The sequence below is a fragment of the Micromonospora sp. LOL_014 genome (assembly GCF_048060245.1).
Lineage (GTDB): Bacteria > Actinomycetota > Actinomycetes > Mycobacteriales > Micromonosporaceae > Micromonospora_E.
The window spans coordinates 48,462-68,892 of record NZ_JBHMIP010000014.1 but is presented as its reverse complement, the minus strand read 5'-3'; the positions used below and the strand labels follow the sequence as shown (position 1 = coordinate 68,892).

Below are 20,431 nucleotides of genomic sequence, written 5' to 3'. Positions count from 1 at the left end.
CGGTGCCAGGCCGATCAGTGACGGACCGGCCCGAGTCAGCGCTCATCCGGGCCGCCACCTGTCGTCGCCATCGGTCCATCATCGGCGCTGCCGCCCTCGGCGGCCGGACATCAACACCGCGCCGGCGTGTCGGGCCGGCCGCCGCAACGGGCGCGGGCCGGCTGGGCTAGCCCATCACCGCAAGGAACTCGCTGTAGAACAGGCCGAGGCCGATCGCCACGCCGATCCCGGCGATGATCCAGAACCGGACGACGATGTTGACCTCGCTCCACCCGGCCAGTTCGAAATGGTGCTGCAGAGGCGACATCCGGAACACCCGCTTGCCGGTGGTGCGGAACGAGATGATCTGGATCACCACCGACATGGTGATGATGACGAAGAGCCCACCGATGATCAGCAGCAGCAGCATGGTCCTGGTGGCCATCGCCATCCCGGCGATCAGCCCGCCGAGCCCGAGCGCGCCGGTGTCACCCATGAAGATCCGCGCCGGCGAGGTGTTCCACCAGAGGAAACCGACACAGGCTCCGGCTGCCGCACCAGCGATCAACGCGATCTCCAGCGGGTCGCGCACCTGGTAGCAGTACTGGGCGGTGTAGTTCGGGTCGGCGCACCAGTGCCGGTACTGCCAGAAGGCGATCAACGCGTAGGTGCCGAGCACCATCACCGACGCGCCGGTGGCCAGACCGTCCAGCCCGTCGGTCAGGTTGACGCCGTTGGTCGTGGCCATCACCACCAGGATGAAGATGACCACCGACGCGGCCTTGCCGACGTCGAGGGCGTCGATGTCGCGGATGAACGACAGCGTGGTGCTGCCGACCGTCTCGGTGTTGGTCGCGTCGCCGGTGGAGTCCACCATCGTGCTCGGGAAGTACAGCGCGATCACCCCGAACACCGCGCCGACCAGGATCTGACCGAGTAGCTTGCCCCGCTTGTTCAGCCCGGCGCTGTTGCGTTTGCGGACCTTGAGGAAGTCGTCAACAAAGCCGACTGCCCCGGAGAAGACCAACAGGCCGAGCAATACGAGCGCGGTGATGGTCGGCCCGACCTGGGCGATCTGCTGGGCCGGCAAAGTGGTCAGGGCGAGGTGACCGGCGACGTACGCGACCACCGTCGCCACAATGAAGACCACGCCGCCCATCGTCGGCGTGCCCTTCTTGCCCTGGTGCATGACCGGGCCTTCGGCCCGGATCGGCTGGCCGGCCTTGAGCCGCGTGAAGACTTTGATCGCCACCGGGGTGCCGAACAGCGACACCAGGAAGGCCACGGCCGCCGCGACGATGACCGCTCTCACGCCGTCGCCTCCCCGACCCCGGTCACCGGCGTACCCTCGGAGGCCGATCCGTCGCGCAGCGCGTCGACGACCTCCCAGGTGCGGTACCGCGAGCCCTTCACCAGCACCACGTCCCCGTCGGTGAGTTCCCGCCGGAGCAGGTCGATCGCCGCCTGTTGATCGGTGACCAGCACCGACTCCCCTTCCCACGTCGCAACCGCCGCCGCCCCATGCCGGATCGGCGCGGCCTGTTCACCCACCACCAGCAGCCGGTGCACGCCGAGCTCGGCAGCCAACCTGCCAACCTCGGCGTGCCCCTGCTCCTCGTACTCGCCAAGCTCGGCCATATAGCCAAGCACCGCGGTGGTCCGTCGCCCCGAGCCGAGATCGACCAACGCCCGCAGCGCCGCCGCCGTGGAGGCGGGGTTGGCGTTGTAGGAATCGTCGATCACGGTGATTCCGTCCGCCCGGTCGATCACGTCCATCCGACGAGTCGAGACCAGCCGGAGCTGGCCGAGCCCGGCCGCCAGCTCCGCCGGGTCGGACATCCCCAGCTCGATCGCCACGGCCGCGGCGAGCAGGCTGTTACCGACCTGATGCCGGCCGCTCACCGCTAGCCGCACCGGCGCCGACCCTGCCGGGGTGACCAGCTGGTACGCGGCCCTCCCGCGGTCATCCACTGTGACGTTCTCGGCGCGCACCGTCGCCGCGGAGTCCGCTCCGGCCAGCACCACCCGCCCGGCGGTGCGTTCAGCCATCTGCCGCACCCGGGGGTCGTCGGCGTTGAGCACCGCGACGCCGTCAACCGGCAACGCCTCGACCAGCTCGCCCTTTGCGGTGGCGATGGCGTCGACCGAACCGAACTCCCCGAGGTGCGCGACCCCGACGTTGATCACCACGCCGATCCGGGGCGGCGCGACTTCGCACAGGTGCCGGATGTGGCCGATGCCCCGGGCGCCCATCTCAAGCACCAGGAACCGGGTCTCGGCGTCGGCCTGCAGCACGGTGTACGGGTGGCCGAGCTCGTTGTTGAACGAGCCGGCCGGCGCCACCGTCGGGCCGATCCCGGCGACGAGCTGCGCGATCAGGTCCTTGGTCGTGGTCTTTCCCGACGATCCGGTCAGGCCGATCACGGTCAGCTGGGGCAGTCGGTCCAGGACCGCCCGGGCCAGCCGGGCCATCGCGTCGAGCGGATCGCCGACGAGCACCATCGGCACCGGGGTGGCGCCGCCGTCGACGGCGATCGGGCGGGTGCCGAGCACCGCGACGGCTCCGGCGGCGAGCGCCGCGCCGGCGAAGTCGTGCCCGTCGACCCGCTCGCCGGCGAAGGCGACGAACAGCCCGCCGGGCCCGATCCTGCGGGAGTCGAACTCCACCCCGCCGGTGACCCGGCTGGCTGGATCGGCGTCCTGCAGCCGCCCACCAACCGCCTCGGCCACCTCGGCCAGCGTCATCGTGATCATGCCTGCCTCACCAGTGCCGGGAACCGGGCGGTCAGTGACGCCGCGAGCTCCACCCGGTCGTCGAACGGCTGGACGTTGCCGTCGATCTCCTGTCCCTGCTCGTGGCCCTTGCCGAGCAGCGCGACCACGTCGGTGGGCCCGGCAAGCCGGACCGCCTCGTCGATCGCCGCCCGCCGGCCGGCGACCTCCACCACCTCGGCTCCAGCGACGCCGTCGGCCCCGTGGCGTACCTCGGCCCGGATCGCCGCCGGGTCCTCGGTCCGCGGGTTGTCGTCGGTGACGATCACCAGGTCGGCACCGCGGGCGGCGGCGGCGCCCATCGTCGGACGTTTACCCCGGTCCCGGTCGCCCCCGGCCCCGATCACGCAGATCAGCCGGCCCCGCCGGGAGTCGGCGAGACCGCGCAGCGCGGTCAGCACGGCGACGATAGCGTCCGGCTTGTGCGCGTAGTCCACCACGCCGAGCACCGGGCCGGGGGCGGCGACCTGTTCCAACCGGCCGGGTACGCCGGGGCAGTCGGCCACTCCGGCGGCGGCCGTGGCCGGATCGACGCCGAGCGCGACCAGGGTCGCGATGGCCAGCAGCGCGTTCGCCACGTTGTGCCGCCCCGGCAGCCCGACGGCGGCCTCGATGGAGATCCCGTCCGGGCCCAGGGCGATGAAGTGTTGCCGGTAGCCGTCGTCGCTGACCGCCGCAGCCCGCCAGGTGGCGGCGGCGTCCCCGGCGGCCGAGTAGGTGACCGTGTGTGGACGACGCAGCGGCTCCAGGGCCGGGTCGTCGTGATTGAGCACCTCGACCGCGCAGCGGCCGTCGAAGAGCCGGGCCTTGGCGGCGAAGTAATCGGCGGCGTCGGCGTGAAAGTCGAGGTGGTCCGACCCGAAGTTGGTGTAGCCGCCGACCGCGAACCGCACACCGCCGACCCGGTCCAGGACCAGCGCGTGGCTCGACACCTCCATCACCACGCTAACCACGCCGTGCTCGCGGGCCACGGCCAACATCGCGTGCAGATCGGTCGCCTCGGGGGTGGTCCGCATGCTGGGCACGATCAGGTCGCCGAGGCGGGTCTCGACCGTACCGATCAACCCGGTCGACTGGCCGGCGGCCCGCAGCCCCGACTCGACCAGGTACGCGGTGGAGGTCTTGCCGGCGGTGCCGGTCAACCCGATCATGGCCAGGTGCCGGGTCGGCTCGCCGTAGACGACCGCCGCGACCCGGCCCAGTACCGTCCTCGGCTCGGGGACCACCAGGGCGGGCAGCCCGGCTTCGGCAGCCGCCGGGGCGCCGGCTGGATCGGTGAGCACGGCCACCGCGCCTCGGGCACCGGCGTCGGCGACGAACTCGGCGCCGTGCCGGCGGGCTCCGGGCAGCGCGGCGTACAGGTCACCGGGCCTGACGTCGCTGCTGGCGTGGGTGATTCCGCTGATCAGCGGGGCTGCGGCGGTCGGTGGCGGCACCGCCAGCGACGCGGCGAGCTCCGCGAACGGAATCGGACGATTGGTGCGGGGTCGTGGATTGCCGGGCACGGCGCTAGACCCTACCCGGTCCGCGGTCCGGGCCCGCGCAGCGGCGTACCGGTCGCTCCGCATCGCGCGGCGTTTCGTCCGTACGGGTGACTCCCGCACGTCGCCCGGGCACGGAGCGTCACGGGTGCACCACGAACTCGGGTGGCTCGGTGCCGGTCGGCGGTACCCGGTAGTGCAGCAGGGTGAAGCGCATCATGTCGCGAAACGCTGGGGCGGCGACGTCCCCGCAGCCACCACCGGGGGTGTGCGACACCACGGCGACCACGTAGCGCGGGTCGTCGGCCGGCGCCATGCCGATGAACGACGTCACCGCACCGGGGGCGACGGAGCCGTTGACGATCCGCCGACCGGTGCCGGTCTTGCCGGCCACCCGGTATCCGGGGACCGCCGCCGCGGTGCCGGTGGCACCAGGGATGGTGGTGACGCCTTCCATGATCATGCGCAGCGCGGCGGCGTTGTCGGCACTGAGCACCCGGCGGGTGGTCGGCGCCTCGGTCGGGGCGCGCTGCCCGTGCTCGTCAACGATCTCCCGGACCAGTCGGGGCGGTACGTAGACGCCGTCGTTGGCGATCGCCGCGTAGGCGGCGGCCATCTGCAGCGGGGTGGCGTCGACGCTGTGCCCGAGCGGCACCGACCCGTACGACGAGGCGCTCCACTCGTCCAGCGGCAGCACCCTGCCGCTGGCCTCGCCGGGTAGTCCGACCCCGGTCGGGCTGCCCAGACCGAACGCCTGCTGGTACGCGTGCAGCCGCTCCGGCCCGAGCTGGTCGGCGATCTTGATCGTGCCGACGTTCGACGAGTAGGCCAGCATACCGGCCAGGCTGGTCGCGACACCCGCCTCGATCGGGCGGGTGTCCCGGAAGGTGGTGTCGCCCTTGCGGATCGTCGGACCGAGGTCGAGTGTGGTGTCCGGCCCGATCAGCCCTTCCTCCAGGGCAGCTCCGAGCACCAGCGGTTTGTGCACCGAGCCGGGTTCGGCGGTGAACGTGGTGGCGATGTCCTGCCGGTCGGACGGATCGCTGGACCACGCGTCGGCGGCGTTGTAGGTGGGCTCGCTGGCCTGGGCGAGAACCTCCCCGGTACGCGGGTCCAGCACCACCGCAGCGGCCACACTGACGGCGCACTGCTCCAGCGTTGCGCTGAGGATCCGTTGCACCTCGTACTGCAGGTCCCGGTCAATGGTGAGCACCAGCGAACTGCCGGGCTGCGGCTCGGTCTCCTGCCGGTAGCCGCCGGGAATCTCGGCCAACCGCAGGTCGCGGTTGCCCTGCTCGGCGATCCGCTGCCCGTTCACCCCGCGCAGCACCTCGTCGTAGCGCGCCTCGATGCCTTCCAGGCCGTTCATGTCCAGACCGACGAAGCCGAGCAGGTTCGCGGCCAGGTCGTTGCCGGGCACCTCGCGCCGTTCGTCGTAGTCCACCCCGATACCCGCCAGTTCCAGGTCCATCACCTGGTCGGCGAGCTCGACGTCCACCCCACGAGCCAGGAACTCGAACCGCGACTCCTGCCCGTCCTCGCGGGTCTGCGGGACCAGCCGGTCCAGCAGCGTGGAGCGGGGGATGCCGAGCAGCGGTGACAGCGCCTCCGCCGTCGCCTGCGGATCCTCGACCAGACCCGGGTCGGAGTAGACGAACCGGGCGGCGACGCTGTGTGCCAGCACAGCGCCGGTACGGTCGTAGATGCTGCCCCGGGGGGCGGGCACGACGACCGAGCCGATCCGGTCCCAGACGCCGCCGTCGGCGTACGCCGGGGCGTCAACGACCTGCAGCACGATCAGCCGGATCCCGATCACCACGAACATGGCCAGGGTGAGAAAGGTGCCCAGCCGCAGCCGGCGCCGGGGGTCGGCCAGCCGGGGCAGGGTGGCGGGCCGCCGTGGGCGGCCCCGGGTGCCCTGTCGGGCCGGGCCCGGGGCACGCCGGGCGGAGCCGGACGACGCCTGCCGGGACTTGCCGTCCGCCCCGGCATGGCCGGTGGTCGACCGGTGGCGGTTGGAGTCGGCTCCGCGCCGCGCTGCCCGGTCCGGGTCGACGCCGCGGCGCGACGTGCTCCGCCGGTCGGCGTCGCGACGTGGTCCGGTACCCCGGTCGCCGGGGTCCGCCGGACCGGTCCGGGCTGGCGGCCGACCGCTGGTGGACCGACCCCCGTCGAGCACCTGCAGCGCGGGCCGGAACGGATCCCGACTGCGTTCGGCGCGGCCGGTGCGGCGTTGCTCGGCAGACTCGCGCACCGTCCTACCCCGGGGGGTGTAGGCGCGGGCGTCGGCGATGCCGCCGATCGGGCCGGGTTCACCGACGCCGCCGCGCCGGGATCCACGTGGATCCCGGCGCGGCGGATCGGAACGGTCAGCCACCCGGCTTACTCCCCCGCCCCCTGCTGCGAGCTGGTGATGGCCGGCTCACCGGTGGCCGGCTGCGGTACGCCGATGATCCGTCCGTCCGGCAGCCGGATGAACGCTGGCGGACCGGACTCGACCAGGCCGAGCTTGCGAGCCTGGGCGGCCAGGTTGTTCGGCGCCTCGTACTGCGCGATTTCCTTCTCCAGCTGCTGCTCCTGCAGATCCAGGTTCGACTGCTGCTGCTGCAGCGTGCCGATCCGCACCGCGTTCTCGTTGATCTTGGTGTTGACCAGCAGCACACCGAGCACCCCACCGACGACGACCACCAGGATCATCGCGATGAACGGTGCCCGGGGCACCGACACCGGTGCCGGCGGTGCGACCCGCAGTCGCGGCGGCGCCGGCTCCGCCGAGCTGTCCCAGACCCGGACCGAGTCCTGAGTCGTGGGCTGCTCCTGCAGCGCCGCGCTGCCCTGGGTCACGTAGCCCCCTGCCGGGTTGCTGCGCCGCGCCGCGGTCCGGCCCCCCGACCGCGGTGCGCCCGCCCGGGCGCCGCGCTGACCGACCTGCCCCGAGCGGTCGCGCTTCTCGACGTTCATCTCCCCTCCCCCTACTCCTTCTCGTCACGACCCCGATCGTGACGTCTCCGCCGGCCGGCTATCCCGTCCGGTGTGGATGGCCCGGACGCCGCCGCGCCGGGCCGGTGTGGTGCTCTCCCCGGGTGGGGCCGTTCGCGGGCGGCCCCACCCTTTCCCCGCCCGGCGGTGCCGGCACTGCGCACCGCCGCCTGTCCGATGTACTCCGCCGCGCGCAGCCGTACCGACGCCGCCCGCGGGTTGGCCGCGATCTCCGCCTCGCCGGCCTGCTCGGCACCCCGGCCGAGCAACCGCAGCGTCGGGCCGGTGCCCGGCAGCTCGACCGGCAGCTCCACCGGTGCGGTGCTGCGCGCCCGGCCAGCCAACGTCTGCTTGGTGATCCGGTCCTCCAGCGAGTGGTAGGACAGCACCACCATGCGTCCGCCGACGTGCAACGCGTCCAGCGCTGCCGGCAGCGCCCTGCGCAGCACCGCCAGCTCCTCGTTTACCTCGATACGCAACGCTTGAAACGTTCTCTTCGCGGGGTTTCCCCCAGTTCTTCGGGTAGCCGCCGGCACCGCCGACTCGACCAGTTCAGCCAGTCGCGTCGACGAGGTGATCGGCTGCCGCTGCCGCTCCCGCACGATCGCCGAGACGATCCGGCTGGCGAACCGCTCCTCGCCGTACTCCCGCAGCACCCGGACCAGGTCCCCCGGGGGGTAGCCGTTGACGATCTCCTCAGCTGTGGTCCCCCGCCCCTGGTCCATCCGCATGTCCAGGGCGACGTCCCGGGAGTAGGCGAACCCGCGCTCGGGCGCGTCGAGCTGCAGTGAGGACACCCCCAGATCGAACAACACGCTGTCCACCCCGGACAGCTCGAGCTGGTCAAGGACCTCGGGCAACTCGTCGTAGACCGCGTGGACCAGATGGACCCGGTCGGCGAACCCGGCCAACCTCGCCCGGGCGTGTGCCAGCGCTTCCCGGTCACGGTCCAGCCCTACCAGGGTGACCAGCGGGAACGCCGCCAGCACCGCATGGGCGTGACCACCCAGGCCGAGAGTCGCATCGACGTGCACGGTCGGCCGGTCACCGCGGTCCAGCGCGGGGGCGAGCAGCTCGAGACACCGCGCGAGCAGCACCGGTACGTGCGTACCGCGAAGCTCCCCCATGTCGACCCCCAGTGGCCTGCCTGCCGTGCCGTGCCCGGTTGCTGCGTTGCCGCTCGTCGTACCGCCAGATCCCCATCCGCTCTACTCCCGCCCACCGTCCGTGCCGGACCGGTGCTCGAAACACGCGCCTGGCGCCGGGGAAGTGGCGCCAGGTGCGGGAGCGGCTGGAGATCTCGCAGTACGTCGGACGACCGGTGCCGACCGGCGGCTCTCGCGTCAGCCACCGACACCCGACGAAGAGCCGGGCGGTCGATCATCCGTTGCCCTACAGTCCGCCGGGCAGCACCCCCTCTTCGATGTCCGCGAAGTCGTCCTCGCTATCGGAGAGGTATGTCTCCCATGCCTGCTTGTCCCAGATCTCCACCCGGCTGCTCGCCCCGATCACCACGAGGTCGCGGCCGAGCCCGGCGTACTCCCGCAGATGCGCCGGGATCGTCACCCGGCCCTGCTTGTCGGGCACCTCGTCATGCGCGCTGGCAAAGAAGACCCGGCTGTAGGCCCGCGCCGCCTTGTGCGTCATCGGTTGCTCGCGCAGCTGCTCGGCGATCCGCTGGAACTCCGGCGTCGGGAACACGTACAGACAGCGTTCCTGCCCCTTGGTGATCACGACACCTCCCGCCAGCTCGTCCCGAAACTTGGCTGGAAGGATCAACCGGCCCTTTTCGTCCAGGCGCGGAGTATGGGTGCCGAGAAACACGGCCCACCCCCCTTGCCCTTGTACGGCATTCGCGGTGCCGCATCCCCCCGGGGCCGGCGGGCCCTCCCGGCCCCGCCATCGCGCCCCACTCTACTCCACTTCCCTCCACCCGCAACCAGAATCGCGACCGAAACACGCCCAACTCTCCGACAAAACTGCACGTCAGCGGGGGTGGTGCCGAGTGGAGGGCGGGCGGGCGCCGGTCCGCTTTCCGACAGCGCGACATCGTTCTCTCCCGTCCGGCGCGGACACCGACACCGCCCGCGGCGACGATGGCAGGGGCTGTCCGCTCCCGATCGCGGTAGCGGCTGTCGGCTCCCAATGGCGGCCCGCTGCCCGGCGAGGATCTCCAGCGCCGCCCGCACCGGGTCACCGTTCCAGCGGGAGGCGAAGCGTCGACCAACGCCCAACCGGCCCGGCGCAACGCCCGCTGCCGCGCCAGGTGCGCTTGCGGACCGTCCGGATGGACCACACGGTTGAGACCGACGGTGTCGGCGCCGACACCGAGACAGATGTCCACCGTCCACCGTCCGACCGGGTAGTCGAACCGCACCACGCCGCCGTTTTCGGTCAGCCGGGCACCGAGCTGTTCAGCCCAACCGCTGACCCCGGCGGTGGTCGCCACGCCACCGCACGGCACCGCCGGCGGCGGTTGGCGCGCGTACCGCAGAGACTCCCTTACCAGGCCGTCGGCGGCGGTCAGCGAGGTCACCACCACCAACTGCCGGCGCGCCCGCGTGATCAGGACATTGAACAGGTGCGGATCGGCCAGGAAACGTAACCTGGCCGGCGGATCGTCGTCGGTTGCCGCGAACGACGCCTCCACCGTGTCGGCCGCGCCGCCCTGGATCGTGTGCTCGGTGCCGACCCGCAGGCCCAGCTCCTCGATCCGCTCCACCGGAAATTCTGCGACCAGTGCCGCCTCCAGCGCGTCGGCCTGCGCGCGAAACGGGGTGACGACGCTGATCTGCGACCGGCCGGAAGTCGCGAGCTCCCGCACCACCTCGACGGTGGCGGTCACCCCCGCCGTATTCACCCCGTCCACGGTGGCCGCCGACACCACCTGCCGCACCGCGATCACGTCGATCGACTCGTTCGCCGGGTGGCGGGTGGTGACCGCGAACCGGTCAGCGTAGAACCGCCGGGCCGCAAACTCGATCAGCTGCGGTACGCAGCGGCGGTGCTCGTCGAGCCAGGTCACCGGTGCGCTGGCAGCGGCGAGATCGAAGGCGCTGACCCGGCGGACGTCGAGCCGGTCGTCCAGACCGTGTCGGTCGAGCGTGTCGGCCACGTCCACGTCGGCGACGAAGGAAACGAAGCGCAACTGCCGTGGGTCACCGACGACCAGCGCCCGACGGGCCCGGGCCAGCGCCGGGGCAGCCCGGATCTGGTCGCTGTGCGAGGCCTCGTCAAGGATGACCAGCTCGCCAACGCCCCGGCGTTGCGCCGGGCCGCCGGATCCCATCGACGCTCGCTGCCGGCGCGGTCCCGCATCGCGGTCGCGACCCGTTCGGCGAGCTCCCGGTCGGCCTCATCGAGCCGGTCCCAGTACGCCGCCAGATCAGTGCCGCCCGCAGCGGCGAGCCGAGCCCGAGCCGCCACCGCCCGGGCCGCCTCAACCGCATCGGCGACCTGGTCCAACGCACCGTCGGTGTCCCCGGCGAGGTCGACGGCGACACCGAGCCGACGCCGCAGCCAGCGACGGGCGGCCCGCCGCAGCCACCTCGTCCGCCAGTTCCAGCCCGCGCCGCGTGCCAGCCGGACCTGGCGCGCGGCACCGGCGAGGTCCATCCCGGGTGCGGCGAACGCGCCCGGTGCGGTCAGTGACAGCGCACCGAGCAGCGGCTCCCACGACGTAGCTGCGGCGGCCAGTTCCTCGGTCTCCAGGGCTAGCCGGATTAGGCCGGTCTCCCGGTCGACCGTGTCCAGGGCGGCGGCCACCACGGTGTGGCCCTTGCCGTTGCCCGGCGGACCCGACACGACGGTGAGTCGTTCCCGCCGGACCCGCCGGACCACGTCCGACTGGGCGGCGGTCAGCGGCAACGGCGACTCGACCGCAGCGGCGTCGAACCGGGCGTCGGGCGTGGCTGCATACCCCGCCGTTGTTTCGCCGGCACCGCCGCCAGCGCCGGTCGGCGTCGGCTGGTAGACCGCCGCCAGCGCGGTGCCGGTCAGGTCCCGGCCGGCCCAGGCCCGTAGTCCGTCGGCGAGCGCCACCCCGTAGACATCCCGGACGGTGAACAGCACCGCCAGCCATGCCTGCGTCCCGGTCGCCGTCAGCCAACCCGGCCCGCCCAGACCCGGCACCGATTCCAGGTTCGCCGCCACGGCGCGATCCGTGACCAGGGAGGTCAGCTCCAACTCCCCGGCCGACACCACCCGGTAACCACGCAGCGCACGCTCCAACCGGACCGGTTCGGACAGCAACGGCAGCCGGACCCGGCGACGGACCCCGTCCCGTTCGACGGTGCCGACGACCAGACCCAGGCCGCGTCGCAGAATCCGCTCGTCGCGGTGCAACAGGTCGACCGCGGCCAACCGGTCGGTGGCGGCATCACGCTGGTGCCGGTCCGGATCGGCGAGCCAGAGCAGCGGCTGGCCGCCCCGGGTCACGTCCAACATCCGCTCGGGTGCGGCGGGCGCCAGCTCGGCCAACGCCCGCAGCGCGGTGGCGACCGTTGAGCTACTCATCGGTCGTCGACCGTACCAACGCGTCCGTGCGTCGATCGGCGCCGGACAGGGTCCGGTAACCTCGCTCGCGTGACGGACGCGAAGATGCCCTTGCGGGCGAAGGTGGCAAGCTCGGTGTCCCGCACCGCTGCGGCGCTGTCGCGGGCCGCTGGGCGAGGTGACGGGTCGGTGATCGGCGGTTGGATCGGCCTCAAGATCGATCCGGAGCTGCTGGCGCATCTCGCCGCCGGGCGGTCCGTCGCGCTGGTCTCCGGCACCAACGGCAAGACCACCACCACCCGGCTCGCCGCGGCGGCGGTCGGCGTACTCGGCCGGGTCGCGACGAACTCGTACGGCGCGAACATGCCGACCGGGCACACCTCCGCGCTGGCCAAGGCCGGCACCACGCCGTACGCGGTGCTCGAAGTGGACGAGCATTACCTGGCTCAGGTACTCGAGGCCACCAGCCCCCGGGTGGTCGCCCTGCTGAACCTCTCTCGGGACCAGCTGGACCGGGCTAAGGAGGTGGCGATGATGGCCCAGCTGTGGCAGGTGGCGCTGGCCGAGCATCCCGAGATCAAGGTGGTGGCCAACGCCGACGACCCGATGGTGGTGTGGGCGGCCGCGACCGCCGGCTCGGTCTCCTGGTTCAGTGCCGGGCAGCGCTGGCACGACGACTCGTGGGTCTGCCCGGAGTGCGGTTCGGCGATCGAACGCTCCGACAACCAGTGGTGGTGCGCCGGCTGCCCGCTGCGCCGGCCCGACCCGGAGTGGGTGGTCGACGAGGACGGTGTCATCGACCCGAGCGGCGCCTGGCACAAGGTGACGCTGCAACTGCCCGGGCAGGTCAACATCGGCAACGCCGCCACCGCGCTGGCGGTGGCCGCCGAGTTCGGCGTACGCCCGGTGGCCGCGGTGTCCCGGCTGGCGGTGGTCACCTCGGTGGCCGGCCGGTACGCGCAGGTGGTCCGCAACGGGCGGACCATCCGGCTGCTGCTGGCCAAGAACCCGGCCAGTTGGCTGGAGGCGTTCGACATGGCTGATCAGGCACCGACACTGCTGTCGATCAACGCCCGCGACCCCGACGGACTGGACACCTCCTGGCTGTTCGATGTCGACTTCTCGCCGCTGCGCGGCCGCCAGGTACTGATCACCGGGGACCGCGCCTTCGACCTCGCCGTCCGGCTGGAGGTCAACGACGTGCCGTTCCTGCACGTCCCGTCGCTCAACGCGGCGATCGCCTCGGTGCCGCCCGGCCGACTGGAGGTCATCGCGAACTACACCGCATTCCAGGACATCCGAGCGGAGCTGGACCGTGTCAACTGAGTCATTTCCGGCCACCGGCCCGTCGATCGGCGGGCCCAGCGTGCTCCGCCTGGTCTGGATCTACCCCGACCTGCTGTCCACCTACGGCGACCGGGGCAACCTGCTGATCCTGGCCCGTCGAGCCCAGCAGCGCGGCATACCGGTGGAGCTCACCGAGATCCGCTCCGACCAGCCGGTGCCGCAGTCGGCCGACATCTACCTGATCGGCGGCGGCGAGGACGGCCCGCAGGCGCTGGCCGCCCAGCGGCTACGGGCCGACACCGGGTTGCACCGCGCGGTCGACCAGGGCTCAGTGATCTTCGCGGTCTGCGCCGGCTACCAGTTGCTGGGCACCTCGTTCTTCGCCAAGGGCACCCAGTGCACCGGCCTGGAGTTGCTGGACCTGTACTCCGACCGGGGACCGAGCCGGGCGGTCGGCGAACTCGCCGGCGACATCGACCCGCGGCTCGGCGTACCACCGCTGAGCGGTTTCGAGAACCACGGCGGGCGCACCCATCTCGGCAACGGCGTCTCGCCGCTGGCCCGGGTCACCGCCGGGGTCGGCAACGACGGGACCAGCGAGGGCGCCTGGCGGGGCAACATCCTGGGCACCTACGCGCACGGCCCGGCGCTGGCCCGCAACCCGGCGCTGGCGGATCTGCTGCTGCGCTGGGCGATCGGCGCGGCCAGCTTGCCGCCGCTCAACGACCTGTGGGCCGACCGGCTGCGGGCCGAACGGACGGCCGCGATCCGCACGTGAGGCGGCTGGGCCGGGCACTGCGCGAGCCGGCGGTGGCCCGGTTCGCGGCCCTGCTCACCCTGATCGGTGGCTGCGCCCTGCTGGTGCTGCTGGCTCCCCGGCCCGAGTTGGCGGCACTGACCGGGCTGCCCGACCAGCTCGGAGCGGCCGGTCCGGTGCTGGCCGTGGTCGGCGGCGCGCTGCTGCTGACCGTGCTGGTCCCCCGCACGTTCATCACCCTGACCTGGGGAGCGCTGTTCGGCCCGGTGGCGGGTGCCGGCTACAGCCTCGCCGCGGCCGCGCTGGCTGCGCTGATCGGCTTCGTTGTCGGACGGTGGCTCGGCCGGGAGTACGTCGTCAGCCGGACCTCGATGGCGGCCCCGCCGGCCGGCCTGGCCGGGCGAGCCGACCGGATCAGGTTACGGCTGGCCCGGCTGGACCGCTGGTTCGCCACCCAGAGCGTGCTGGGCGTGATCATGGTCCGGCTGCTGCCGATCAGCGGGTTCGGCATGGTCAGCTACGGCTACGGCACCACCGGTGCCCGGCTGGTCCCGTTCCTGATCGGCAGCGTGCTGGCGTCGGCGCCGACCGCGGTCGGCTACGCGGTGATCGGCGCGGCGGTGGTCGCCCCCGGTGAGATCAACTGGCTGGCCGCCGCGCCCGCCGGCCTGGGTGCGGCGGCCACCGTCGTGCTGCTGCTGCGCTGGCGCCGCGCGGTCCGGGCGGACCGCGCGGCGCTGCGGGTCACGGGACCACGCTGACCATTCGGCCCGGGACCACGATCACCTTGCGCGGCGTACGGCCGGCCAGGTGCTCGGCGACGGCGTCCAACGCGGCGGCCCGTACCTCGTCCTCGGCGGCCTCGGCCGGCACCTCGACGCGGCCCCGGACCTTGCCGGCCACCTGCACCGGATAGGTCACCGACGCGGCCCGCAGCAGCGCCGGGTCGGCCGACGGGAAGTCGGCGTAGGTCAGCGAACCGGTGTGGCCGAGCCGCTGCCACAGCTCCTCGGCGACGTGCGGGGCGAACGGGGCCAGCATCAGCACCAGCGGCTCAGCCACCTCGCGGGGGGTGGCCGGCAGCCGGGTCAACGCGTTGGTCAGCTCGATCAGCTTGGCGATCGCGGTGTTGAACCGCAGCCCGTCCATGTCCGACCGGACGCCGTCGATCACCCGGTGCGTCAACCGGCGCAGCTCGTCGTCGGCCGGGTCGTCGGTCACCCGGGACGCCCCGGACTGCTCGTCGACCAGGGCCCGCCACACCCGCTGCAGGAACCGGTACGAGCCGACCACCGCCCGGGTCTCCCAGGGGCGGGACACCTCCAGCGGGCCCATCGACATCTCGTACACCCGGAACGTGTCGGCGCCGTACGCCTCGCACATCTCGTCCGGGGTGACCACGTTGCGCAGGCTCTTGCCCATCTTGCCGTACTCGCGGTTGACCGCGGTGTCGCCGTGGAACCAGCCGCCGTCGCGCTCGGTCACCGCCGCCGCGTCGACGTACGCGCCGCGCGCGTCGGTGTACGCGTATGCCTGGATGTAGCCCTGGTTGAACAGGCGGCGGAACGGCTCGACGCTGGACACGTGCCCCAGGTCGAACAGCACCTTGTGCCAGAACCGGGCGTACAGCAGGTGCAGCACGGCGTGCTCGACCCCGCCGACGTACAGGTCGACACCGCCGCAGTCGGCCGACGACGCCGGACCCATCCAGTACCGCTCGTTGGCCGGGTCGACGAAGGCGTCGCTGTTGGCCGGGTCGGCGTAGCGCAGCTCGTACCAGCAGGAGCCGGCCCACTGCGGCATCGTGTTGGTCTCCCGGCGGTAGCGCCGCCGGCCGGCCGGCGCACCCGGCACCCCGGTCAGGTCCAGCTCCACCTCGACCCAGTCGGCGGCTCGCGACAGCGGGGTCTCCGGGTCGGATGCGGCGTCGTCAGGGTCGAAGGTACGCGGCGAAAAGTCGTCGATCTCCGGCAGCTCCAGCGGCAGCATCTCCTCCGGCAGCGGAATCGGCAGCCCGGTTTCGTCGTACACGATCGGGAACGGCTCGCCCCAGTAGCGCTGCCGGCTGAACAGCCAGTCCCGCAGCCGGTAGGTGACCGCGCCCCGGCCGTGGCCGCCCGCCTCCAGCCAGGCGATGATCCGCTCCTTGGCCTCGGTCACGCCCAGACCGTTCAGGAAGTCGCTGTTCATCGCCGGTCCGTCACCGGTGTACGCCTTGCCGGTAAAGTCCGCCGGCGGCGTCACGGTCCGCACGATCGGCAGGTCGAACACCTCGGCGAAGTCCCAGTCCCGCTCGTCCTGCGCCGGCACCGCCATGATCGCCCCGGTGCCGTAGCCGGCCAGTACGTAGTCGGCGATGAAGATCGGCAGCCGGGCGCCGTTGACCGGGTTGGTGGCGTACGCGCCGACGAAGACGCCGGACTTGTCGCGGGTCTCGGCCTGCCGCTCGGCGTCGGTGCGCCCGGCCGCCTGCTTGCGGTACGCCTCGACCGCCTCGGCCGGGGTGGCGTGTCCGTCGGTCCACGCCGGCCGGGTGCCCGCCGGCCAGGCGGTCGGCACCAGCTCGTCGACCAGGGCATGCTCGGGAGCCAGCACCATGTAGGTGGCGCCGAAGACGGTGTCCGGTCGGGTGGTGAAGACCTCGATCGGGGCGGCGTCGGTCGGGAAGACGATGTGGGCACCGGTGGACCGGCCGATCCAGTTGCGCTGCATCAGCTTGATCGGCTCGGGCCAGTCCAGCAGGTCCAGGTCGGTCAGCAGCCGGTCGGCGTAGGTGGTGATCCGCATCATCCACTGCCGCAGGTTGCGCTTGAAGACCGGGAAGTTGCCCCGCTCGGACCGGCCGTCGGCGGTGACCTCCTCATTGGCCAGCACGGTGCCCAGACCGGGGCACCAGTTGACCGGCGCCTCGGAGACGTACGCCAGCCGGTGCGCGTCGACCAGCTCGCGGCGTTCCCGGTCGGTCAGCTCGGACCAGGCACGTCCGTCCGGGGTGGCGCGCCGACCCGACTCGTACGCGGCGATCAGGTCACTGACCGGCCGGGCCTTGCCGGCCTCGGTGTCGTACCACGAGTTGAAGACCTGCAGGAAGATCCACTGGGTCCAGCGGTAGAACTCCACGTCTGTGGTGGCCACCGACCGCCGGTCGTCGTGGGCCAGCCCCAGCATCCGCAGCTGGGCCCGGTACCGTTCGATGTTGGCCTCGGTGGTGGTCTGCGGGTGCTGTCCGGTCTGCACCGCGTACTGCTCGGCGGGCAGGCCGAAGGCGTCGAAGCCCATCGCGTGCAGCACGTTGCGGCCGGCCATCCGCTGGTAGCGGCCGTAGCAGTCGGTGCCGATGAAACCCAGCGGGTGGCCGACGTGCAGCCCCGCGCCGGACGGGTACGGGAACATGTCCAGCAGGAAGAGCTTCTCGGCGTCGGCGCGCGGGTGGGCCGGGTCGGCCAGCGGGCCGACCGGGTTGGGCGCGTGGAAGGTGCCGTCACGTTCCCACCGCTGCTGCCACCGTCGCTCGATCTCGCCGGCCATCGCGGCGGTGTACCGGAACGGTGGGGTGTCCGCCGCGGTCTCGACTGCCTCGCTCATCGTCGGTCGCCACCTCAGGGTCGGTTGTGGGCTGTGATGTGTTGGTCGTGGGCATGAAAAAACCCCTCCACAGGAGGGGTCGCCGTGCTGCCGCCGCCGGACGGCCGCTGCGCCGATCAGGCGGCCTGGTGGGTCAGCACGGCCGGAGAAGGAGCAGGAAGGCGCCGGCCATGGCGCCAGTGTACTCCGGGTCGGAGAACCAGGTGGACCGCCCTCACCGCCGCCTCCGGCGACGGCGACGGCGACGGCGACGGCGACGGCGACGGCGACGGCTACGGCTACGGTCGGCTGGCCTCCCCCGGTCCCTCCGGCACCGCGCCCGGCCGTCTCTCGCCCTGCTCGGCGAGGGCGTCGAACCTGCTCTGCGGGCTCATCGGCGCACCGGACAGGTAGGCCGCCCGGGCCAGCGCGTACCCGCCGACCGGCGCGGTGACCACCTGCAGCAGCACGGCCAGGGTCACCACCGCCGCGGTCCGTGGGCTGGGCAGCAGGGTCAGCACGCCGAGCAGGATGAGCACCAGGCCCAGGCTGGCCGCCTTCGCCACCGCGTTCATCCGGTTGTAGACGTCGGGCAGCCGTAGCATGCCGAGCCCGGTGATCCCGATCAGCAGGGTGCCCGCACCGAGCAGTACCCCGGCGAGCACGTTCCAGCCGGTCACCGGCTCCTCCGATGCACCAGGCGGGCGAGCGCGACCGTGGCGAGGAACCCGACCAGGGTCGCGGTCAGCACGATGTCGAGCAGTTCGGCGATCCGCAGCCGGGCGGCGAGGACCGCCACCCCGGCGATGAAGACGAAGAAGCCGAAGTCGACGGCGGCGGCACGGTCGGCGTCGGTCGGGCCGATCACCAGACGGATGATCGCCGTCGCCATCGCCAGGGCCAGGACGGCGAGAACGAGGTCGAGTCCGGTCACCGGCGGGCTCCCCCCGGCTGGTCGGCCGGGTCGACCGGCTCGACCGCGTCGACCGCGTCGACCGCGTCGACCGCGTCGACCGGGCGCGCGGCGGGCAGCAGGTGGTCCTGTAGCCGGGCGAGTTCGGCACGGAACCGCTGCGGGTCCTCGGCATGCATACCGTGCACGAACAGGGTCGGCGGTTGCGGCCGGACCGCCACGGTGAGTGTGCCCGGGGTCAGTCCGACGGCCAGCGCCATCAGCACCATCTCGGTGCCGGTCCGGGTCCGCAGCGGGAACTCGACGATCCCCGGCGACAGCCCGCTGCCCGGCGTGACGATCTCCCGGGCGACGACCACGTTCGCCACCACCAGACGACCGGTGAAGTAGCCGACAAAGCCCAGCACCCGGCCGGCCCGGCGCAGCGTCCGGACCGGCCAGTGCAGCAGCGTCCGGACCGGCCCCCGGCGCGGCCTGCCGGCCCGGCCACCGCCGGCTCGCCGGCCGGTGCGGCTCTCCACCTGGCCGGTACGGGGCTCTTCCGTCCGTCGCGTTCGTCTGGTCACCGTCCGGTCACCGCCTCTACATAGGCACTCGGGTCGATCAGTCCGTCGGCTGCGGTGGCCGCCAGACCGAGCAGGGGCTGCGCGGCCGACCCCAGCAGCAGGGTGAGGGCCGCGAGCAGCACCGCCGGCCCGGTCAGCCAGGTGGCGATCCGCGGCGGTACGTCGTCGGTGGTGCGGGCGGGCGGGTGGCCGGCCGGGTCCGGGGGTGCGGGCGCGGGTTCGCCCCAGAACGCCAGATCCCAGATCTTGATCATCGAGATGAGTGTCCCGAGGCTGACCAGCACCGCGACCGCGAAGATCAGATAGTTGCCGTCGGCGACCGCGGCCCGCAGCAGCAGGAACTTGGCCAGGAATCCGGAGAACGGCGGCATCCCGGCCAGCGACAGCCCCGCGCCGATGAAGGCCAGGGCGAGCAGCCGGTGCGCCGTGGCCAGCCCACCGAGCCGGTCCAGCCGATCGGTGCCGTAGCCGACCACCACCGCACCGGCGCAGAGGAACAGCGCCGCCTTGACCAGGATGTACTGCACCAGGAAGAAGATCGCCGCGGTGAGTGCGGCCGGGCTGAACACCACCAGCCCGATCAGCAGGTAGCCGATCTGGCTGACCATGTGGAACGCGAGCACTGAACGCATCGTGGTCTCGCCGAGCGCCCCGAGGACGCCGATCACCATGGTCACGGCGGCGGCCAGCCCGATCACCCACCGGTAGTCGACCGCGCCGTCGTAGACCACCGCCACGATCCGGACGATCGCGTACCCGCCGACCTTGGTGAGGATGCCGGAGAACAGCGCGGTGACCACCGGTGGCGCGTACGGGTAACTGCGGGGCAGCCAGCCGTGCAGCGGCACCACCGCGGCCTTCACCGCCAGGGCGAGCAGCACCACGGTGCCGGCGAGGGCCAACGCGCCGTCGCGGCCGGCCGCCCCGGCCAGTTCGCCGAGATCGACGGTGCCGGCGACGGCGTAGACCAGCCCCACCCCGGCCAGCAGGATCGTGGACGCCAGCAGATTGACGGTCACGTAGATCCGACCGGCCACCGTCCGCTCCCGGCCGGCGCCGGCGGTCAGCAGCACGTAAGACGGCACCAGCATGACCTCGATCAGCACGAACAGGTTGAACAGGTCGGCGGTCAGGAAGGCCCCGAACGCGCCGGCGCTCGTCATCAGCGCCAGTGGGACCAGGTACGGCCGTCGGTCGTCCCCGGAACCGATGGCGAAGACCCCGCACAGCAGCACGACCAGCGCCACGACCGTGACCATCAGCGCGCTGAAGGTGTCCGCCGCCAGGGTGATCGCGAAGCCGGCCGGCCAGCCACCGATCCGTTCGGTCAGCACCTCACCACGGCGGGTCGCGGCCAGCAGCGTACCGCCCTGGGCGAGCACAGCCGCGCCGGTACCCAGCCAGCCGATCCGGTGCAGTGTCAACCGACTCGGCACGGCCAGCAGTAGTCCGGCCACTACCAGTGGCAGCACGATCGGACCGACCAGCGGCAGCGGCGCATTCATCGGGGCAGCTCCCCGGTGTCGCCGCCGGCCGCTGTCCGACCGTGTTCGGCGACCTGGTCGGACATCGACCGTGGCTCGGTCAGCACCGGCTCCGGGCCGGGTTCCGGCTCCGGTCCCGCCGCGCCGTCCGGACC

The 20,431-nt window shown here is 72.5% G+C and carries 16 protein-coding genes and 1 pseudogene; 3 read left to right on the top strand and 14 right to left on the bottom strand.

Annotated elements, in window-relative coordinates:
- Positions 1-166: 166 nt before the first annotated feature.
- From mraY to ACFHW1_RS14370, 9 genes and pseudogenes are all read right to left on the bottom strand, one after another.
- Complete coding sequence (gene mraY / locus ACFHW1_RS14410) at positions 167-1,291, bottom strand: phospho-N-acetylmuramoyl-pentapeptide-transferase (protein ID WP_416551737.1); 1,125 nt, start codon at positions 1,289-1,291, stop codon at positions 167-169.
- Positions 1,288-2,733, bottom strand: coding sequence for a UDP-N-acetylmuramoyl-tripeptide--D-alanyl-D-alanine ligase (locus ACFHW1_RS14405; RefSeq protein WP_416551736.1), 1,446 nt, complete (start codon positions 2,731-2,733; stop codon positions 1,288-1,290). The genes mraY and ACFHW1_RS14405 overlap by 4 nt, the downstream gene beginning before the upstream one ends.
- Complete coding sequence (locus ACFHW1_RS14400; protein WP_416551735.1) at positions 2,730-4,319, bottom strand: UDP-N-acetylmuramoyl-L-alanyl-D-glutamate--2,6-diaminopimelate ligase; 1,590 nt, start codon at positions 4,317-4,319, stop codon at positions 2,730-2,732. Before ACFHW1_RS14400 ends, ACFHW1_RS14405 begins: the two co-directional genes overlap by 4 nt.
- Before the next feature lie 55 nt (positions 4,320-4,374).
- Positions 4,375-6,609 (bottom strand): penicillin-binding transpeptidase domain-containing protein, encoded by a 2,235-nt coding sequence (locus ACFHW1_RS14395; protein ID WP_416615593.1) that lies wholly within the window; start codon positions 6,607-6,609, stop codon positions 4,375-4,377.
- A gap of 5 nt (positions 6,610-6,614) precedes the next feature.
- Positions 6,615-7,193 carry a hypothetical protein gene (locus ACFHW1_RS14390; protein ID WP_416551733.1) on the bottom strand — a complete coding sequence of 193 codons (579 nt, stop codon included), beginning with the start codon at positions 7,191-7,193 and terminating at the stop codon, positions 6,615-6,617.
- An 11-nt stretch (positions 7,194-7,204) separates the two neighbouring features.
- On the bottom strand, positions 7,205-8,338 hold the full coding sequence (gene rsmH, locus ACFHW1_RS14385) for a 16S rRNA (cytosine(1402)-N(4))-methyltransferase RsmH (RefSeq protein ID WP_416551732.1): 1,134 nt from the start codon (positions 8,336-8,338) through the stop codon (positions 7,205-7,207).
- Between the two features lie 265 nt (positions 8,339-8,603).
- Positions 8,604-9,035 carry a division/cell wall cluster transcriptional repressor MraZ gene (gene mraZ / locus ACFHW1_RS14380; RefSeq protein ID WP_123602607.1) on the bottom strand — a complete coding sequence of 144 codons (432 nt, stop codon included), beginning with the start codon at positions 9,033-9,035 and terminating at the stop codon, positions 8,604-8,606.
- A gap of 763 nt (positions 9,036-9,798) precedes the next feature.
- Positions 9,799-10,236, bottom strand: a pseudogene (locus ACFHW1_RS14375) (AAA domain-containing protein); the annotation flags it as partial.
- A complete protein-coding gene (locus ACFHW1_RS14370) occupies positions 10,233-11,726 on the bottom strand; it encodes a hypothetical protein (RefSeq protein ID WP_416551731.1) in 1,494 nt (497 codons plus the stop codon). The pseudogene ACFHW1_RS14375 and the gene ACFHW1_RS14370, both read right to left, overlap by 4 nt.
- An 84-nt stretch (positions 11,727-11,810) precedes the next feature.
- On the opposite strand from ACFHW1_RS14370, the gene ACFHW1_RS14365 reads away from it, so the two are divergent.
- The 3 genes from ACFHW1_RS14365 to ACFHW1_RS14355 are packed head-to-tail and all read left to right on the top strand — an operon-like array spanning position 11,811 to position 14,510.
- Positions 11,811-13,031, top strand: a complete 1,221-nt coding sequence (locus tag ACFHW1_RS14365; protein WP_416551816.1) for a MurT ligase domain-containing protein — start codon at positions 11,811-11,813, stop codon at positions 13,029-13,031.
- A 40-nt stretch (positions 13,032-13,071) separates the two neighbouring features.
- A complete protein-coding gene (locus tag ACFHW1_RS14360; protein ID WP_416551815.1) occupies positions 13,072-13,770 on the top strand; it encodes a type 1 glutamine amidotransferase in 699 nt (232 codons plus the stop codon).
- Positions 13,767-14,510, top strand: coding sequence for a TVP38/TMEM64 family protein (locus ACFHW1_RS14355; RefSeq protein ID WP_416551730.1), 744 nt, complete (start codon positions 13,767-13,769; stop codon positions 14,508-14,510). Before ACFHW1_RS14360 ends, ACFHW1_RS14355 begins: the two co-directional genes overlap by 4 nt.
- Here ACFHW1_RS14355 and leuS read toward each other — a convergent pair.
- The 5 genes from leuS to ACFHW1_RS14330 all read right to left on the bottom strand — a co-directional run bounded on the left by leuS (position 14,494) and on the right by ACFHW1_RS14330 (position 20,297).
- The gene (leuS, locus tag ACFHW1_RS14350; protein WP_416615591.1) at positions 14,494-17,334 is read right to left on the bottom strand and encodes a leucine--tRNA ligase; all 2,841 of its coding nucleotides are present in this window, start codon (positions 17,332-17,334) and stop codon (positions 14,494-14,496) included. The two genes, ACFHW1_RS14355 and leuS, sit on opposite strands and share 17 nt — an antisense overlap.
- 278 nt (positions 17,335-17,612) lie before the next feature.
- Entirely contained in the window at positions 17,613-17,993 is a 381-nt protein-coding gene (gene mnhG, locus ACFHW1_RS14345; RefSeq protein ID WP_416551728.1) for a monovalent cation/H(+) antiporter subunit G, read from the bottom strand.
- Complete coding sequence (locus ACFHW1_RS14340; RefSeq protein WP_416551814.1) at positions 17,990-18,205, bottom strand: monovalent cation/H+ antiporter complex subunit F; 216 nt, start codon at positions 18,203-18,205, stop codon at positions 17,990-17,992. Before ACFHW1_RS14340 ends, mnhG begins: the two co-directional genes overlap by 4 nt.
- Before the next feature lie 38 nt (positions 18,206-18,243).
- Positions 18,244-18,675, bottom strand: a complete 432-nt coding sequence (locus ACFHW1_RS14335; protein ID WP_416615617.1) for a Na+/H+ antiporter subunit E — start codon at positions 18,673-18,675, stop codon at positions 18,244-18,246.
- A 113-nt stretch (positions 18,676-18,788) separates the two neighbouring features.
- Positions 18,789-20,297, bottom strand: a complete 1,509-nt coding sequence (locus tag ACFHW1_RS14330; protein ID WP_416615590.1) for a monovalent cation/H+ antiporter subunit D family protein — start codon at positions 20,295-20,297, stop codon at positions 18,789-18,791.
- Between the last annotated feature and the right edge of the window lie 134 nt (positions 20,298-20,431).

What these genes read in the sequence shown, in the direction of transcription:
- ACFHW1_RS14400 (WP_416551735.1), bottom strand. Translation starts at nt 4,319, where the DNA reads ATGCGGAGCGACCGGTACGCCGCTGCGCGGGCCCGGACCGCGGACCGG.
- ACFHW1_RS14365 (WP_416551816.1), top strand. Translation starts at nt 11,811, where the DNA reads ATGCCCTTGCGGGCGAAGGTGGCAAGCTCGGTGTCCCGCACCGCTGCG.
- ACFHW1_RS14370 (WP_416551731.1), bottom strand. Translation starts at nt 11,726, where the DNA reads ATGAGTAGCTCAACGGTCGCCACCGCGCTGCGGGCGTTGGCCGAGCTG.
- ACFHW1_RS14390 (WP_416551733.1), bottom strand. Translation starts at nt 7,193, where the DNA reads ATGAACGTCGAGAAGCGCGACCGCTCGGGGCAGGTCGGTCAGCGCGGC.
- ACFHW1_RS14405 (WP_416551736.1), bottom strand. Translation starts at nt 2,733, where the DNA reads ATGATCACGATGACGCTGGCCGAGGTGGCCGAGGCGGTTGGTGGGCGG.
- rsmH (WP_416551732.1), bottom strand. Translation starts at nt 8,338, where the DNA reads ATGGGGGAGCTTCGCGGTACGCACGTACCGGTGCTGCTCGCGCGGTGT.
- ACFHW1_RS14330 (WP_416615590.1), bottom strand. Translation starts at nt 20,297, where the DNA reads ATGAATGCGCCGCTGCCGCTGGTCGGTCCGATCGTGCTGCCACTGGTA.
- ACFHW1_RS14340 (WP_416551814.1), bottom strand. Translation starts at nt 18,205, where the DNA reads ATGGCGACGGCGATCATCCGTCTGGTGATCGGCCCGACCGACGCCGAC.
- leuS (WP_416615591.1), bottom strand. Translation starts at nt 17,334, where the DNA reads ATGAGCGAGGCAGTCGAGACCGCGGCGGACACCCCACCGTTCCGGTAC.